Origin of the sequence: Oxalobacter formigenes (assembly GCF_002127965.1) — a bacterium.
Lineage (GTDB): Bacteria > Pseudomonadota > Gammaproteobacteria > Burkholderiales > Burkholderiaceae_D > Oxalobacter > Oxalobacter formigenes.
Genome location: NZ_CP018787.1, coordinates 356594 through 372937, shown reverse-complemented (window position 1 = coordinate 372937; position 16344 = coordinate 356594). Strand labels below are relative to the sequence as shown.

Sequence of the window (16344 nt, the reverse complement as noted above, 5' to 3'; positions counted from 1 at the left end):
CAGAAAACAAAACTGCAATTCCCGGTTTCAGGCAAAACGATAAAGCCCGGAATCCTTGCAAGGAAATACAGTGTAAAAAGGAATTTTATACTTATCTCGCCTTCATGAGAGACAAATTCACCATTTTTGTATCAATACAAATTTGTCGGCAGGCAACATTAGCCGAAACATCCTGAATCTTTGTAAAAAATAACACGTTCACACCCGACAATTCACTCTAAGACTTTTCATTTTCCGTCACAGCAAGGATAATGCATTAGAAAAATAACCATCAGTTATGACAACCTGTTTTGATAGATAATCTACAATGAAAACTGATTCTTCTCCTATCGTTGCAATTGCCACCCCACCGGGACGCGGAGGTGTCGGCATTGTTCGTGTTTCAGGCAAAAATCTGGACCCACTTATCAACGAGCTTTTCAAGGACACAATGGCCGATTTGCCATTGACCCCTCGTTACGCTCATTTTCTGCCTTTTCTGGATGCCGATAAATCCATCATTGATGAAGGTCTTGCCATTTATTTCAAGGCACCGAATTCTTTTACCGGGGAAGATGTTCTCGAATTGCAGGGTCATGGCGGTACAACGGTACTGCAGATGGTACTGAAAAGATGCCTTCTAGCTGGTGAAAAAATCGATCTCAGAATGGCTGAACCCGGTGAATTCACCCGCCGCGCCTTTTTGAATGACAGAATCGACCTTGCTCAGGCCGAAGCGATCGCTGACCTGATCGATGCGACGACAGAAGAAGCCGTCCGTTCTGCTTCCCGCTCCCTGTCGGGTGTCTTTTCAAAAGAAATTCACGAACTGGTTGCCAATATCATTCAACTGAGAATGATGGTTGAATCATCACTCGACTTCCCGGAAGAAGACATCGATTTTCTGAAAAAGGAAAATGTCGAAGGACAGATCGCCAACATTCAGGAAGCGCTTTCAGCCATCATTGCCCAGTCCGCTCAGGGCGCATTGTTAAGAGAAGGTATCCACGTCGTACTGGCTGGCCAGACCAATGTCGGCAAATCGTCCTTATTGAATACCCTGGCCGGTTCCAATGTCGCCATCGTCACCCCGATAGCCGGAACGACACGGGACAAAATTACCGAAACCATCCAGATTGAAGGCGTTCCCGTCACCCTGATCGATACGGCAGGCATTCGTGCCAACAGCGCCGAAGATGAAGTCGAACGCATCGGTATTGAACGGACATGGACAGAAATCGGCAAGGCAGATGTTATCCTGCATTTGCTCGACGCCAGCCTCGGGCCAACCCGCGCAGACGAAAAAATCGCTGCAGACTTCCCGGAAAACATTCCTGTCATCCAGATCTGGAACAAAATCGATATTTCCGGACACAGGCCTTCCGTCGATTCCATGTTCGGCATCACGCAGGTCTACCTGTCGACCCAGACAGAACAGGGCATCGACCTGTTAAGGGATGAATTGCTGAAGATCGCAGGATGGACACAAACGGGTGAATCGACCTATCTCGCCCGTGAACGTCATCTGACCGCCATGAAAGTAGCCGAACAGCATCTGGCAATCGCCTCAGAACACGCAACAGCGGCAAATCCATCTATCGACCTGCTGGCTGAAGAATTGAGGCTGGCTCAGGATGCCTTGAACAGCATTACCGGCGAATTCACGTCTGACGACCTGCTCGGCCTGATATTTTCCCGTTTCTGTATCGGCAAATAATTCTCCCGCTTTGAGCACTCCATGAAATTCGCCCGGATTTCATGGAGTTTGTTTTCTGCGCCGTTCTGTTCTGTCCTTTACACAACCGCAACCTTCTCCGGCAAAAAACTGATTCATTTCATTCAAACAAGTAAATATGTCTGTTTGGAAGATATTCATTTAAAATAGAGGGTTCCAAAGGAACTACTTATGTCCATTTCCCCTACACAAGAAATTATTGACGAGCTGCGCGCCGGTCGCATGGTTATTCTGGTTGACGATGAAGATCGTGAAAACGAGGGTGACCTGATGATTGCCGCTGATTTCGTCACCCCGGAAGCCATCAACTTCATGGCCAAATACGCGCGTGGTCTGGTTTGCCTGACACTAAACAGGGAGCGGTGTGATCAATTGGGCCTTGCCCCGATGGCTCGTGACAACCGCAGCTCATATAACACGGCATTCACTACTTCGATCGAGGCTGCTGAAGGAGTGACCACCGGCATTTCGGCCTACGACCGTGCCCGCACCGTACAGGTTGCCGTGGCAAAAAATGCAAAACCGCAAGACATCGTGCAGCCCGGACATATCTTTCCGATCACGGCAAAAGAAGGTGGTGTATTGATGAGGGCAGGCCATACCGAAGCCGGATGCGATCTGACGGCATTGGCAGGTCTGACCCCGGCGAGCGTCATTTGTGAAATCATGAATGAAGACGGTTCGATGGCACGACTGCCGGAATTGCTTGAATTTGCAGATAAACACCATCTCAAAATCGGTACGATTGCCGATCTGATCAGCTATCGTAACCAGCACGAAAGCATCATAGAACGCATTGCCGAAAACGAACTGAATACGGCAGCTGGGGCATTTCATGGCATCGTTTATCGCGACAAACCCAGCCTGTCCGTCCATCTGGCCCTTGTCAAAGGCGACATCACACCGGATGAAGAAACACTCGTCAGAGTCCACCAGCCTCTCTCTATGGTTGATCTCATCGAAACCCGTTTCACATCCCATTCATGGAACCTTCTGGATTCCATGAAAAAAATACATGCATCCGAACGTGGAATACTTGTATTATTGAACTGTAGCGAAGAATCGGCAGAATCATTTGTCGACAATTTCAACGCTCTGGGCAAACAAAAAACAAACGATTCGGCGTCAGCAAAAAGTGAAATCATTCGAAATCACGGAATCGGCGCGCAAATTCTTCGGGATATCGGTGTCGGCAAAATGAAACTGTTGGCCAATCCCAAGAAAATGCCTTCTATGACAACCGGCTTCAATCTGGACATAACCGGTTATCTGGACAGTAAAGACATTTAACATTCATCCACGACCAAGGAGAACGATGATGACCGTCAACACTTTTGAAATTGATCTTCAAGGCCAGGATCTGAGAATCGGTATTGTCCAGTCCCGCTTTAACGAAGAAATCTGCCGCGGTCTTTTAGGCGCCTGTCTGGAAGAACTCAAACGGCTTGGCGTCGCCGATGAAGACATTCTTGTCGCCACTGTTCCGGGAGCACTGGAAATCCCGACAGCGCTCCAGAAAATGGCTGAATCGCAACAATTCGACGCCCTGATCGCCGTCGGTGGGATCATCAAGGGAGAAACCTATCATTTCGAACTGGTTTCCAATGAGTCCGCCGCCGGTATTTCACGTGTCGCCCTCGACTTCGACATGCCAATTGCGAATGCCATTTTAACGACTTATACGGATGAGCAGGCTGAAGCGCGCATGGTTGAAAAAGGAACCGAAGCCGCCCGCGTCGCTGTCGAGATGGCCAATCTTGTCATGGCAATCGATGAGCTGGAACCACCTGAAGAAGACGAATAACATTTTCACAAAGCATTTTTGTTTGTGACATTTCCTGCATTATTAAAATGAAAACTACATCAGTCCATGCCAATCCATCCAAAAACCGTTCACCCCGGCACCGGTCGAGGGAATTTGCATTGCAAGGCTTGTATGAATGGTTATTGAACCGTGATGACGCACCTGTCATCATTGAGCATATCCGGCAGGCACACGGATTCGACAAGGCAGATACGGGCCACTTCGTCACGCTTTTGTCAGGCAGCATTCATCAGGCAGACAAATTACGCGAAGAACTCGCACCACATATAGACCGTCCGCTTGAAGAATTGTCCCCTGTCGAACATGCCATTCTGCTTCTGGGTGCATTTGAGCTAAGCAATCACATTGAAATACCGTATCGGGTCGTCATCAACGAAGCTGTCGAACTGACCAAATCGTTCGGTGGGATTGACGGCCACAAATTCGTGAATGGCGTTCTGGACAAGCTGGCAGCGAAATTGCGGCCCGTCGAAGTGGAAGCCGATCGCAAGGCATAAAACAATGGCGCCGTTCAGTAAACTGAACGGCGCCACATTTTCAGACCTGAACGGCTTCGGCTTTTTTGTCGGAGCCGATTTCTTTTCTTTCATCCAGCTTCAGGCGATGCCAGATTTCCCGGGTCGTTGCAGCCTTGTTCAGGCTATAGAAATGAAGACCCGGCGCACCACCTGCCAGTAACTGTTCACACAGTTCCGTGACGACATCCAGACCGAATGCGCGAATCGAAGCCAGATCGTCGCCATAACTTTCCAGCCTCAGGCGAATCCAGCGTGGAATTTCCGCTCCACACATATCGGAAAATTGCGCCAGTTGTTTGAAATTGGTAATCGGCATAATACCGGCAATAACAGGAATATCGACACCCGCTTTCTGCACATTTTCCATAAAACGAAAATAAGAGGAAGCATTGTAGAAATACTGCGTGATTGCAGCATCAGCTCCCGCCTGCGCCTTACGAACAAAATTGTCTACATCATCCTGCAAGGACTTTGCCTGAGGATGCATTTCCGGATAAGCAGCTACATCGATGCGAAACCAGTCGCCCGTTTCGGCTCGGATAAATTCAACCAGTTCATTGGCATAACGGAATTCTCCCAAAACACCATAAGAACTCGGCAAATCGCCACGAAGGGCAACAATATGTCTGATACCGTTTGCACGACACTCATTCAGTCGTTCCCTGACAGACTCCCGCGTCGTTCCGATACAGGTTACATGAGGAGCCGCCTCAAATCCTTCCTTCTGGATTTCCAGAGCGATATTGTGCGTTCCCTGTTGTGTCGAGCCACCCGCACCGTAAGTGATCGAAAAGTATTTTGGCGATAACTCGGCCAGTTCTGCACGTGTCTTTCGCAGTGCTTCGATCCCTTCCGGCGTCTTGGGAGGAAAAACTTCAATACTGAAACTTTTTTGTGTTGGCATTTAATTTTTCAATAGCAAAGTGGACAATGCCCACGAAATGATACTGTAAAGCAGTGCTCCCCCTATCGCAGCCCAGAAGCCGCTGACATAAAAACCGTCCACCATTCTGGAAACCAGCCAGAAAAGCAAACCGTTGATGACAAAAATGAAAAGACCCAGTGTCACCAGCGTTACAGGCAATGTCAACACAACGAGAATCGGCCGGATCAGCGCATTGACCAGCCCAAGTACCAGCGCCGCTATCAACGCAGTCCAGAAGCCGGAAATCCTGATCGACGTCATCAGATAAGGTAAGACGAGCAAAGCAACCGTATTAATCAGCCAGACGATGAGAATACGCATGATTCCCCTCCAAAAAAATGGTGGAACACTTGTTCAGACTTCAGATGGTATTTGATACCGTATGAGCATCATATCCAAAATTCGTCTGGCTAAAGTGACGGAAAATGAATTCCGTTCACTTTTTGATATCGATTAATATCGGTAGTGGTTCGGTTTGTACGGACCTTCCTTTTTGACACCGATATAAGCGGCCTGTTCATCCGACAGTTCGGTCAACACCGCATTCAATTTCTTCAATTGCAAGCGGGCGACTTTCTCATCAAGATGTTTCGGCAGGGTATAAACGCCGACTGGATATGCTTCGGTATTGGTAAACAGTTCGATCTGTGCAATCGTCTGATTGGCAAAAGACGAACTCATGACATAAGAAGGATGGCCTGTACCACAACCCAGATTGACCAGACGGCCTTCTGCCAGAAGAATGATTCTGTTGCCGTTCGGGAGAATAATATGATCGACCTGAGGTTTGATATTGTCCCAGGTGTATTTTTTCATCGAGGCGACATCGATTTCATTATCAAAGTGACCGATATTGCAAACGATAGCCTGATCTTTCATCTTCACCATATGGTCATGGGTAATGACATGGTAATTGCCGGTACAGGTAACGAAGATATCAGCCATTTCTGCCGCATAGTCCATCGTAACGACCCGATAACCTTCCATCGCAGCCTGAAGCGCACAAATCGGATCCACTTCAGTTACCCAGACCTGTGCCGAGAGTGCTTTCAAAGCCTGGGCACAACCCTTGCCGACGTCACCATAACCGCAAACCACAGCCACCTTGCCTGCGATCATCACGTCTGTCGCCCGTTTGATACCGTCTACCAGCGATTCACGGCAACCATACAGATTGTCGAATTTGGACTTGGTAACGGAGTCGTTCACATTAATGGCGGGGAACTTCAGTTTTCCTTCTTCATGCATCTGGTACAGACGATGAACACCCGTTGTGGTTTCTTCAGTAACGCCCTTGATTTCCTTGATACGTTTGGAATACCAGTTCGGATCGGTTTTCAAATGACGTTTGATGGCATTGAAAAGACAAACCTCTTCTTCCGAACCCGGATTATCCAGAACCGTGGCATCTTTTTCAGCACGGCTTCCCAAATGAAGCAAAAGGGTTGCATCACCACCATCATCTAGAATCATGTTCGAATAACCACCGTCAGGCCATTCAAAAATGCGATGAGTGAATTCCCAGTAGTCATCCAGCGATTCACCCTTGAATGCGAACACAGGCGTGCCATTGGATGCGATCGCTGCGGCAGCGTGATCCTGCGTAGAGTAAATATTACAGGAAGCCCAGCGCACTTTTGCGCCAAGCGCTTCCAGCGTCTGGATCAATACAGCGGTTTGAATAGTCATATGCAGCGAACCGCTGATACGTGCGCCCGACAAGGGCTTGGAAGCAGCATATTCTTCCCGAATAGCCATCAAACCCGGCATTTCGGTTTCTGCAATCCTGATTTCCTTATTACCCCATGCAGTTAAATCGGGGTCGGCAATGTAAAAATCCTGTTCGGTTTTGGATACAGCGTTCATCACGCTCTCCTTTCTAAAATAATGAGAAAAAAGTAACGTGAGCGCCGTTTTGAAGAATCCGAGCCTGGCTAAAATATTTCCGTATTTTTCAACTATATGGCAGAAATGACGGAATCATTTTGTTGCAACGCTCCTCGGACGTGCGGCAATATTACATGAAAAAAGGCAACTTGTTAAATTTTCGCAGTCACTACGATAAGTATCGACAATAAAACCGCTTCAGTTGCCCAGAGGTGAACCGGCTTGCAAGCCATTTTGTCTTGCAAAATCCGGTGCCGGTATTTTTTCTCCTGATTCAAGCTGGATCTGGAAAATCCGGATTTCACCACCTTGCCCTCCGACAAAAACGCTCTTTTCATCCACTTCAACGATCGAACCCGGTCTTCCCCGAACGCTATCAGCTGCTGCATGAAGATGTTTTCTCGCATCCAGGACGATAAATTTCAGACCGTTTACCGTACTCCATGCTCCCGGCTTCGGATTGCATCCCCTGATGAGGTTATAAACCTGATTGACATGATTATTCCAGTTAATCCTCGCATCTATGGTTCTGAACCAGCCTTCGTAACTGGCTACAGTATTATCCTGTTCCTTTTCTTCATAATCGCCAGAAGCAATACGGTCTGCCGTCTCCAGCAAAGCGTCAATGCCCAAAGGAAATAAACGCCGGTGATACAAAGCGCCCAAGGTCTCATCCGGATCTATCGAAACCCTTTTTTGCAGAAGAATCGGCCCTTCATCCATTCCATCTGTAGGACGAAAAACGGTAATGCCCGTTTCTTTTTCACCACACACAATCGCCCAGTTAATGGCACTTGGCCCGCGATATTTCGGTAACAGCGAAGGATGAAACTGAATCGTGCCGTACTTCGGGATTTTCGTGAACTCTTCCGGAACAAACTGGAGCACATAAGCCATGACAGCCATGTCGGATTTCAAATCGGCAATCGCCGACAGAGCCTCGGGACTTCCCAGATCGCTAAACTGGAATAAGGGAATACCTTTATCCATTGCATAAAGTTTCAGGGTATCCGGCTCAGCCCCTTTTTTATCAGGCGCGACAAATACTCCGACAATCTCATGCCCACGAGACTGAAAAGCCTCAAAAACCGCTTTTCCGAATCTACGTTGCCCGACAATGACAATACGCATGGAAACCCCTTATGCATAAAAAAAGATGGGTGGACAAGCCACCCATCCTGCAGAAAGTTTAATGAATCACTTCATTAAAGCAATACCACCAATTATTTCGCTTTTTTCGGTGGCAGGGAGAAAGCACCGCCTTCTCTCAGTTCTGCAATTTTCGCGTCAGACATGCCGCAAACGTCTCTCAGCACTTCTTCGGTGTGTTCGCCCAGCATTGGAGCCGGCGTGATCTTGTCGACGTTACCGTCTGACAGTTTCACTGGCATACCAACTGTGTAGTAGTCTCCTTGTGGGTGACCTTCTACCTTGACGATCATTTCACGATGCAGAACGTGTGGATCCGTCATCAGTTCTTCTGTCGACAGAACAGGGCCGCATGGGATGTTCTTTTCGTTACAGAAGGCTGTGAATTCGGTTTTGGTGTAGTTCTTCGCTACGTCCGCAATCATTTTCCACAGTTCGGTCTGGTTTTTACGACGTTCTGCCAACGTGGCAAAGCGTTCGTCTGTTACCAGGGATTCGTCTCCGATCGCTCTTGCGACGATTGGCCAGTTCGCTTCCTGTACAACCAGATAGCAGTAGTCGTTGGCACCGAATGGTTTACATGGAATACAGTTACCCAGCTGACCACCACCGGAGTCGTTACCGGCACGTGGCACGGCTGTCAGACCCAGGGTCGGACGGCTGTATTCTGGCAAGGCACCTTTTCCACCCATCAGACGACCCTGGTCACGGAATTTGACGCGGCACAGGTTCATGACGGATTCCTGCATGGCAGCTTCGACCTGCTGGCCTACGTTGCCATTGTGGGTTCTGTGGTACAGGGCTGCGCAGATACCGATGGCCAGATGCAGACCGGTACCGGTGTCACCAATCTGGGCGCCGGTAATGGTCGGGGGGTTTTCAGGGAAACCGGTTGTGGACATGGAACCACCCATTGCCTGGGCGATCGGTTCGTAGGCTTTGTAGTCACTGTATGGACCGGATGAACCGAAGCCTTTGATGGTGGCGTAGATGATGGATGGGTTGATTTCATGGATTTTTTCCCAGGAATATCCGAATCTTTCCAGAACGCCCGGTCCAAAGTTTTCCATGATGACGTCGCATTTTTTCAGCAGGGCTTCGAATACTTCACAGCCTGCCTTGCTCTTCATGTTGGCAATGATGGAACGCTTGTTGCTGTTCAACATGGTGAAGTACAAGCTGTCTTTTTCCGGATCATGGCGCAATTGCTTACGCGTGATGTCGCCGGTCGGGTTTTCGAATTTGATAACGTCTGCACCCATCCATGCCAGCAGCTGCGATGAGGTTGGACCTGCCTGTACGTGGGTCATGTCCAGGATTCTTACTCCGGATAATGCTTTGCTACCCATATTTATCTTCCTCCAATATATTGGTTAATTTTTCGCTGTTAATCTACAACTTTCTCCTAACAATCAACTTTTTACAAAGCGTTAACCACCAGGAGAATTAAACCAAATGACCTAGAACATTTGACGGAAAAACAATACTTTCACAAAAACATCCAGTTATCCGCCAAATATTTAAGCTAATGTCTATCATAGCTTCTCAACTCCTGATATATTCTTGACCACAGTCAAGTTTCCAGACTCAAACTGGGACTTCTTGACCTTCGTCAATTTTTTTCAAGCGTTTTTTAACGTTACGTCAACTAAAGCTGAAAAACTCATGGCATTAATAGCAAATCATCCTGAGAAAAACATCATTCGTGTGCAGCTTTCTCAAAATTGTATATTGAAAGAATTGGCGCAAAATGAACTGGCGGAGCTGGAGCCTCATCTTGACGTATCCGATCACTCCAAGGGCGATTGTCTGACCCATCAGGGAGATCGTGATCTGGAAGTCATCTTCGTTCTGGATGGTATTTTAAAAAGATCGGTTGCGAACCAGCACGCCAAGGAAATGATTCTCCGCTTTACAAGCGAACGCTACATGGAAGCCACTTACGCCTCATGGAAATTCGACAAGGCAGCCCCATTCAGCGTCATTACTGTTACAAAAGCCCGTATAGCCCGAATAGCGATGCCCCAGTGGGTTGCATTCATTGAAGAGCATCCTGCCTTAAAGCAGAAATTTGAAATGGAAGTCATGCGCATTATGAGCAGCATTATGTCCCATACCATTTCATTACACCTGTTGGATGCGCCGGGTCGGGTACACCGCTTCCTGAGAAAACACCCCGACCTTTTCGACCGTATGCCAAAAAAAGAACTGGCTTCCTACCTGAACCTTTCTCCCGAAACACTGAGCCGCCTGAAAAATCAGGGCAAGATCTGAACGAAAACAATCAAGCCAGCCGGATCTCCTGGTCAAACACATCCGTTTTCTTGATTTATTCAACACAAATTACGCCTCACCAATAAACAGAACAGAATTAATACAAAAAGCGGTAACTCATAAGAGTTACCGCTTTTTTGTTTCAGATTCACCGAAACTTCAACACTGGAGAGCCGAAACTCTCCAGTTGGTTCGGGAAATCAAGCCTGTTGCTGTGCAGCAGCCAGAGCTTCCATTTCCTTGTTGTTGTTTTCGATGAATTTCCGGCGCCATGGCTTGAGAACGAACAGAGCCAGTATGGAGCAGGTTGCTGCAATACATGCAGACAGAATGAAGGTACGGTTCCAGTTACCGCCTTTAGCCAGACCAGCAGCCAGCGGAACCAACAGGGAAGAAGTACCTTTTGCCGTATACAGCGTACCAGCATTACCCGCAGCGTTCTTGCTACCGAAGGTATCAGCACACATGGATGGGAACAGCGAGAAGATTTCACCCCAGCATGCGAAGGTCATACCTGCGAAGAACATGAAGCCGATTGGCGTACGACCGAATTGCATCAGGCCCAGCAGAGCGGCTGCTTCACCCATAAACACGACAAACATAATGTTTTCACGACCGAAGCGATCGGACAGGAAGCCCATGATTGGACGGCTGGCACCGTTACAGATGTTATCGATGGACATAGCCATGGTCAACAGAGGCAGGGTAACACCCAGTACCGTAACAGGAATCTTGTCGAGACCGTAGTCGCGGGAAACAGGGCCGAAAGAAGCCGTTGCCATAATACCGCCAGAAGCAACACCAACGAAGCAAACATAGATCAGCCAGAAAATCGGTTGTCTGACGATCTGGGTCGGGGTGAAGTCTTTTTTACTGGAAATAACACGTGGAACAGCTTTCGTTCCTGGTGGCAGTTTTGCACGTGGCATGAAGATTGCGCAACAGAAAATGACGATACCCTGCAGAATACCGAATACGAAGAAAGCTTGTTCGTAGCCGGAAGAGTTGATCATGTTAGCGACAGGAACAACGGTAAATGCAGCACCGGCACCGAAACCTGCAGCGGTTGCACCAGCAGCCAGACCACGTTTGTCCGGGAACCATTTCAAAGAGTTACCGGAACAGGTACCGTAAACAGCACCAGCGCCCATACCTGTAATAACAGCAGCAGCGTACAAAAATGCCAGGCTGCTTGCCCAGGAGTACATCACCCAACCAATGGTTGCCATGATGGCACCGAACATAATAACCGGACGTGGACCAAATTTATCAACCGCCCAACCTTCAATAGGCACCAGCCATGTTTCGAAGAAAATAAAGATCGTGAAGGACAATTGAATTGCGGTACGAGCCCAATGATATTTATCTTCAATTGGGGCAACGAACAGCGTCCAACCGTATTGACAGTTAGCCACTGTAGCCATACAGACGATACCCAGCACCAGCTGCACCCACCGATTAGGGTACTTTTCTTGTGTAGCCATATATCTACTCTCCTTTAATGATTACTACAAACATGGTCACTGCGGATGTTATTGCCTCCGCTTATTTTGGACTATGCACTCTTACCAATTTAGCAGCAAAGAAATTATGAGATTCATAACCTATTTGCCTGATTGCTCTGTTATTGTGCGAGAACAATTTTCTGCTGACCATGACCTCGGTCAAGATTAGATTTTTTATATCCACTTTACGACACAGGAAAAAATGAAGAGATTTGACTGGAATTATCAGTTGTAATGCCCTGAAAACATTTGAAGAATCATCTGCTTTTCTTTTTGAGAAGTCTTTCGAGTGTGGCAGTTTTTGTCACAATGCGTTTGTGAATTCCTGTGGCAATCCGGCCGGAATTGTCGAATGCACTGATTTCAAACGTTAAATCCTTGTCGTCAATACTGACAAGAATGGCATGGATTTCGACATCAAGGCCTGCCGGTGTAGCAGAATTATGCTCCACACTGAAAAAAGTACCGATCGACTGCCAGTCGTGAGGAATACCGGTATCAACGATTTTCTGTGCCGTGGCTTCCATGTATCGCACCAGTGCAGGCGTCGCCAGAATTTCGCTTTTGCCACTGCCATAATACTTTGCAGTATCTTTTTCACCAACAGTAAATTCCATTTTTGCCGAAAGGCCTTTTTCAAGCGTTACTTCAAACGGTTTCATGACAACTCCTTTCTGCTGACGTAGTAAAAGATGGCCTTGTTTTCATCATTACAAGCTTGCTGCTTCATAAAAAAACAGGGCCTGTACGGCCCTGTTTTTTCAAAATGAAAATTTATTTCTCAATTTCGGCTATACGCAACAAATTGGTCGTACCCGGTTGTCCAAACGGCATGCCCGCTGCAATGGCCAGCTGGTCGCCCGGCCGGGCAAATCCCTCGGTAAAGGCCGTTCGGCAGGCTGCATCGACCATTTCATCCACATCCTTGACATCATGATCGATGACCGTTGAATGAACACCCCAGACAAGCGCCAGCCGACGAGCCGTAGACAAATGGGGCGTTATGCTGAGAATCGGTGCCATAGGCCGCTCCCGGGCTGCTCGCAAGCTTGTATTACCGGAATCGGTATAAGTGACATTGACGACAGCCCCGATCATCTGGGAAACCGATCTCAGAGCCGAACAAATAGCGTCGCTCTTCGATGGCAAAGATTCTTCGTGCTGGGCATTGATCATCATCGGATAAATCGGATCGTTTTCAACTTCACCGATGATTCTGTCCATGATGGAAACTGCCTGCACCGGGTAAGCGCCACTGGCCGATTCCGCCGAAAGCATCACGGCATCTGCACCATCGTAAACAGCACTGGCCACGTCAGAAGCCTCGGCGCGGGTCGGTGTTGGCGCGTAAATCATCGATTCGAGCATCTGGGTAGCGACAATGCTCGGCTTTCCATAATGGCGGCAGGCACGCAATATCCTCTTCTGTGCACCGGGCACTTTTTCCGGCGGCAATTCAACACCAAGGTCTCCACGGGCAACCATGACTGAATCGGATGCCATGACGATTTCATCGAGATGGTCCAGTGCCGCCGGTTTTTCCAGCTTGGTCATCAATCCGGCACGACCGGCAATCAGATTGCGTGCTTCGACCAGATCTTCAGGACGCTGTACAAAAGACAGGGCAACCCAGTCAACACCAAGAGACAGAGCGAATTCAAGATCGCGACGATCTTTTTCAGTCAAAATGGGAATCGGCAGGACAACATCCGGGACATTGACCCCTTTCCTGTCGGACAATGGGCCACCCGTAATAATGGATGCGCGAATCTGGTCGGGATTGCTGTCAATCACTTTCATTCTGATCTTGCCGTCATCCATCGAAATGGAATGGCCAGCAGACATTACCCCAAACAGTTCCGGGTGAGGCAGGTTCACGCGTTTTTCATCGCCATCAGCCGTATTGCGGTCGAAAATGAATTCATCGCCGGTTTTCAGATTGACCTTGCCTTCTGCAAATTTGCCGATACGCAATTTTGGCCCCTGAAGGTCTGCCAGAATGGCAATAGGCCTGCCGACAAGCCGTTCGACTTCACGAACGGCTTCATGACGCGCACGGTGATCGTCCTGAGTGCCATGACTGAAGTTAAAGCGGAACATATCCACGCCTGCTTCAAACAGGGACAATATCATTTCCTTGGTAGAACTGGCGGGTCCCAGTGTCGCTACCACTTTTGCTTTACGTTGACGACGCATAATTAAACTCTTTCGAATTCCTTGAATCTTAAATGATCAAAATCGCACGAAAATCATTGACGTTGGTTCTCGACGGCCCGGTTACAATCAGGTCATCCAAAGCATCGAAGAAACCGTAACCATCGTTATTCTCCAGCAATTTGCGTGGGCGTATTCCTTTTTCTTCCGCACGTGCGACTGAATCCGGAGCATATACCGCTCCGGCATTGTCTTCCGAACCATCGATACCGTCTGTGTCACAGGCAATCGCGTACACACCAGGCTCCTTGTCCAGCGCAATCGCCAGACTCAACAGGAATTCCGCGTTGCGACCACCACGACCATTGCCTTTTACTGTCACGGTGGTTTCGCCGCCGGAAATGATCACACACGGTTTTTCAAACGGCTGGTTGCGGTCGATAACCTGTTTTGCCATAGCGGCATGCATCAGGGCGATATCCCTTGATTCACCTTCGATCCGGTCGGACAGAATATATGGGGTAATACCTTGTGCACGAGCCATTTCGGCAGCGGCTTCCAACGCTTCCTGAGCCGTTGCAATAATGTGGTTTTCATTACGTGCAAAACGGGGATCACCTGGCTTCGGCGTTTCCCCTTCACCCGATTCCAGATGCTTGACCACGTTAGCCGGGACATCGATCTGGTATTTCTTCAGAATTGCCAATGCATCTTCGCAAGTCGTCGGGTCCGGCAATGTCGGGCCGCTGGCGATAATGCCGGGATCGTCCCCGGGAATATCGGAAATCAGCAAAGTAACGACCTTCGCCGGTGCACAAGCCAATGCCAGACGGCCGCCTTTAATGTCGGAAAGATGCTTTCTTACGCAATTCATTTCCGAAATGCTGGCACCGCTTCTAAGCAATTTACGATTGATTTGCTGTTTCTCTTCCAGTGTAATATTTTTGGCAGGCAACGCCAGAAGAGCTGAACCACCACCGGAAACAAGACAGATAACCAGATCTTTTTCAGTCAGCCCCTTAACCATTTCCAGCATACGTTTGGCTGCGTCCCGACCGGCTGCATCCGGCACAGGATGAGATGCCTCGACCACTTCAATATGCTTGCATGGGAGGCCATGTTCATAGCGTGTGACCACCAATCCGGACAGCTCGCCATCCCAGTGATCTTCCACAGCCTTGGCCATTGCAGCAGCGCCCTTGCCTGCGCCAATAACAATTGTTCTGCCACCTGGCACCGGTTTTGGCAAATATTGCGGCAGGCACTTTTCGGCACTCACTGCCGAGATAGCGCTGGAATACAGATCCAGCAAAAACTGTTTGGGATTATCGATAGGCATCATCACAATCAACCCTGAATAAAAAAACCATCAAACGATAAACGCAAAAACTCGCTTCAAGCGACTCCATTCCGCATTCGATTTGATGGCCTTAGTTGAATTAGCCCGGTGAAAGCAACGCTTTCACCGGTTAATACAGAAATGTCAGATTTATGCTTTGGCAATTTCGTGTGCTGACATGATTTCTACTGCACGGCACAATGCGGAATGGTCCATTCCGGAAAGACCGTTGGCAGCGCAGGCATTCATCAATTCCTGTGCAGTTGCAGTGTTAGGCAGGGAAATGCCCAAAGCTTTCGCACCTTGCAAAGCCAGGTTCAGATCTTTCTGATGCAGATTGATTCTGAAACCAGGGTTGAAAGTACGATTGATCATGCGTTCGCCATGAACTTCCAGAATACGGGAAGAAGCGAAACCGCCCATCAGGGCCTGACGAACCTTGGCAGGATCGGCGCCGGCCTTGGAAGCGAACAACAGGGCTTCAGCAACAGCCTGAATGTTCAGGGCAACGATAATCTGGTTGGCTACCTTGGTGGTCTGGCCGTCGCCGTTACCGCCTACCAGAGTGATGTTCTTGCCCATCAGTTCAAACAGGGGTTTGACCTTATTGAAGGTTTCTTCCTTGCCGCCGACCATGATGGTCAGGGAACCGGCCTTGGCACCGACTTCACCACCGGATACAGGCGCATCCAGATATTCGCAGCCGAGATCATTGATCTTCTTGGCAAATTCCTTGGTAGCGATTGGGGAAATCGAACTCATGTCGACAACGATCTTGCCAGCGGACAGACCCTGTGCAACACCATTTTCACCGAACAGGACAGCTTCCACATCCGGTGTATCAGGAACCATGATGAAGATGATGTCGGCATTTTTAGCCACTTCGGCGCCGGTTGCACATGCTTTTGCACCACCGTCCGTCAAAGCTGCAGGAGGAGCTTTTTTATCGTTAACGAACAGTTTGTTTCCGCCATTTTGCAGATTGACTGCCATTGGCACGCCCATGATACCCAGACCGATAAAACCCAGATTTGCCATATTTTTCTCCAATTAT

General features: G+C 48.5%; 15 protein-coding genes and 1 riboswitch. Of the genes, 5 read left to right on the top strand and 10 right to left on the bottom strand.

Annotation, left to right across the window (positions count from 1 at the left end; all coding sequences use genetic code 11):
* Positions 1–307: 307 nt before the first annotated feature.
* The 4 genes from mnmE (at position 308) to nusB (ending at position 4036) form a co-directional block, all read left to right on the top strand.
* Positions 308–1696 carry a tRNA uridine-5-carboxymethylaminomethyl(34) synthesis GTPase MnmE gene (gene mnmE, locus BRW83_RS01885; protein WP_005882074.1) on the top strand — a complete coding sequence of 463 codons (1389 nt, stop codon included), beginning with the start codon at positions 308–310 and terminating at the stop codon, positions 1694–1696.
* A gap of 189 nt (positions 1697–1885) precedes the next feature.
* Complete coding sequence (gene ribBA / locus BRW83_RS01880) at positions 1886–3004, top strand: bifunctional 3,4-dihydroxy-2-butanone-4-phosphate synthase/GTP cyclohydrolase II (protein WP_005882076.1); 1119 nt, start codon at positions 1886–1888, stop codon at positions 3002–3004.
* 28 nt (positions 3005–3032) lie between these two features.
* Positions 3033–3518: a 6,7-dimethyl-8-ribityllumazine synthase gene (ribH, locus tag BRW83_RS01875; RefSeq protein WP_036604042.1), complete on the top strand. Its 486-nt coding sequence runs from the start codon at positions 3033–3035 to the stop codon at positions 3516–3518.
* A 47-nt stretch (positions 3519–3565) separates the two neighbouring features.
* Positions 3566–4036 carry a transcription antitermination factor NusB gene (gene nusB / locus BRW83_RS01870; protein ID WP_005882080.1) on the top strand — a complete coding sequence of 157 codons (471 nt, stop codon included), beginning with the start codon at positions 3566–3568 and terminating at the stop codon, positions 4034–4036.
* Positions 4037–4076: 40 nt separating this feature from the next.
* Here nusB and metF read toward each other — a convergent pair whose 3' ends face one another.
* From metF to frc, 5 genes are all read right to left on the bottom strand, one after another.
* A complete protein-coding gene (gene metF / locus BRW83_RS01865) occupies positions 4077–4961 on the bottom strand; it encodes a methylenetetrahydrofolate reductase [NAD(P)H] (RefSeq protein ID WP_005882082.1) in 885 nt (294 codons plus the stop codon).
* Positions 4962–5303 (bottom strand): phage holin family protein, encoded by a 342-nt coding sequence (locus tag BRW83_RS01860; RefSeq protein WP_005882084.1) that lies wholly within the window; start codon positions 5301–5303, stop codon positions 4962–4964.
* 132 nt (positions 5304–5435) lie between these two features.
* A complete protein-coding gene (ahcY, locus tag BRW83_RS01855; RefSeq protein ID WP_005882086.1) occupies positions 5436–6848 on the bottom strand; it encodes an adenosylhomocysteinase in 1413 nt (470 codons plus the stop codon).
* A gap of 32 nt (positions 6849–6880) precedes the next feature.
* Positions 6881–6990, bottom strand: a riboswitch (S-adenosyl-L-homocysteine riboswitch).
* 77 nt (positions 6991–7067) lie between these two features.
* On the bottom strand, positions 7068–8000 hold the full coding sequence (locus tag BRW83_RS01850; RefSeq protein ID WP_005882088.1) for a methionyl-tRNA formyltransferase: 933 nt from the start codon (positions 7998–8000) through the stop codon (positions 7068–7070).
* A 92-nt stretch (positions 8001–8092) separates the two neighbouring features.
* Positions 8093–9367, bottom strand: coding sequence for a formyl-CoA transferase (gene frc, locus BRW83_RS01845; RefSeq protein ID WP_086131735.1), 1275 nt, complete (start codon positions 9365–9367; stop codon positions 8093–8095).
* A gap of 316 nt (positions 9368–9683) precedes the next feature.
* Here frc and BRW83_RS01840 point away from each other — a divergent pair, with 316 nt between their 5' ends.
* On the top strand, positions 9684–10292 hold the full coding sequence (locus BRW83_RS01840) for a Crp/Fnr family transcriptional regulator (RefSeq protein ID WP_005882091.1): 609 nt from the start codon (positions 9684–9686) through the stop codon (positions 10290–10292).
* Positions 10293–10492: 200 nt separating this feature from the next.
* On the opposite strand, the gene oxlT is transcribed toward BRW83_RS01840, so the two are convergent.
* The 5 genes from oxlT to glxR all read right to left on the bottom strand — a co-directional run bounded on the left by oxlT (position 10493) and on the right by glxR (position 16328).
* On the bottom strand, positions 10493–11776 hold the full coding sequence (gene oxlT, locus BRW83_RS01835) for an oxalate/formate MFS antiporter (RefSeq protein WP_005882093.1): 1284 nt from the start codon (positions 11774–11776) through the stop codon (positions 10493–10495).
* Between the two features lie 278 nt (positions 11777–12054).
* Positions 12055–12459 (bottom strand): thioesterase family protein, encoded by a 405-nt coding sequence (locus BRW83_RS01830; protein WP_005882095.1) that lies wholly within the window; start codon positions 12457–12459, stop codon positions 12055–12057.
* 112 nt (positions 12460–12571) lie between these two features.
* Entirely contained in the window at positions 12572–13993 is a 1422-nt protein-coding gene (gene pyk / locus BRW83_RS01825) for a pyruvate kinase (RefSeq protein WP_005882097.1), read from the bottom strand.
* A gap of 28 nt (positions 13994–14021) precedes the next feature.
* Complete coding sequence (locus BRW83_RS01820) at positions 14022–15290, bottom strand: glycerate kinase type-2 family protein (protein WP_005882099.1); 1269 nt, start codon at positions 15288–15290, stop codon at positions 14022–14024.
* A gap of 150 nt (positions 15291–15440) precedes the next feature.
* Complete coding sequence (gene glxR, locus BRW83_RS01815) at positions 15441–16328, bottom strand: 2-hydroxy-3-oxopropionate reductase (RefSeq protein WP_005882102.1); 888 nt, start codon at positions 16326–16328, stop codon at positions 15441–15443.
* Positions 16329–16344: the final 16 nt, after the last annotated feature.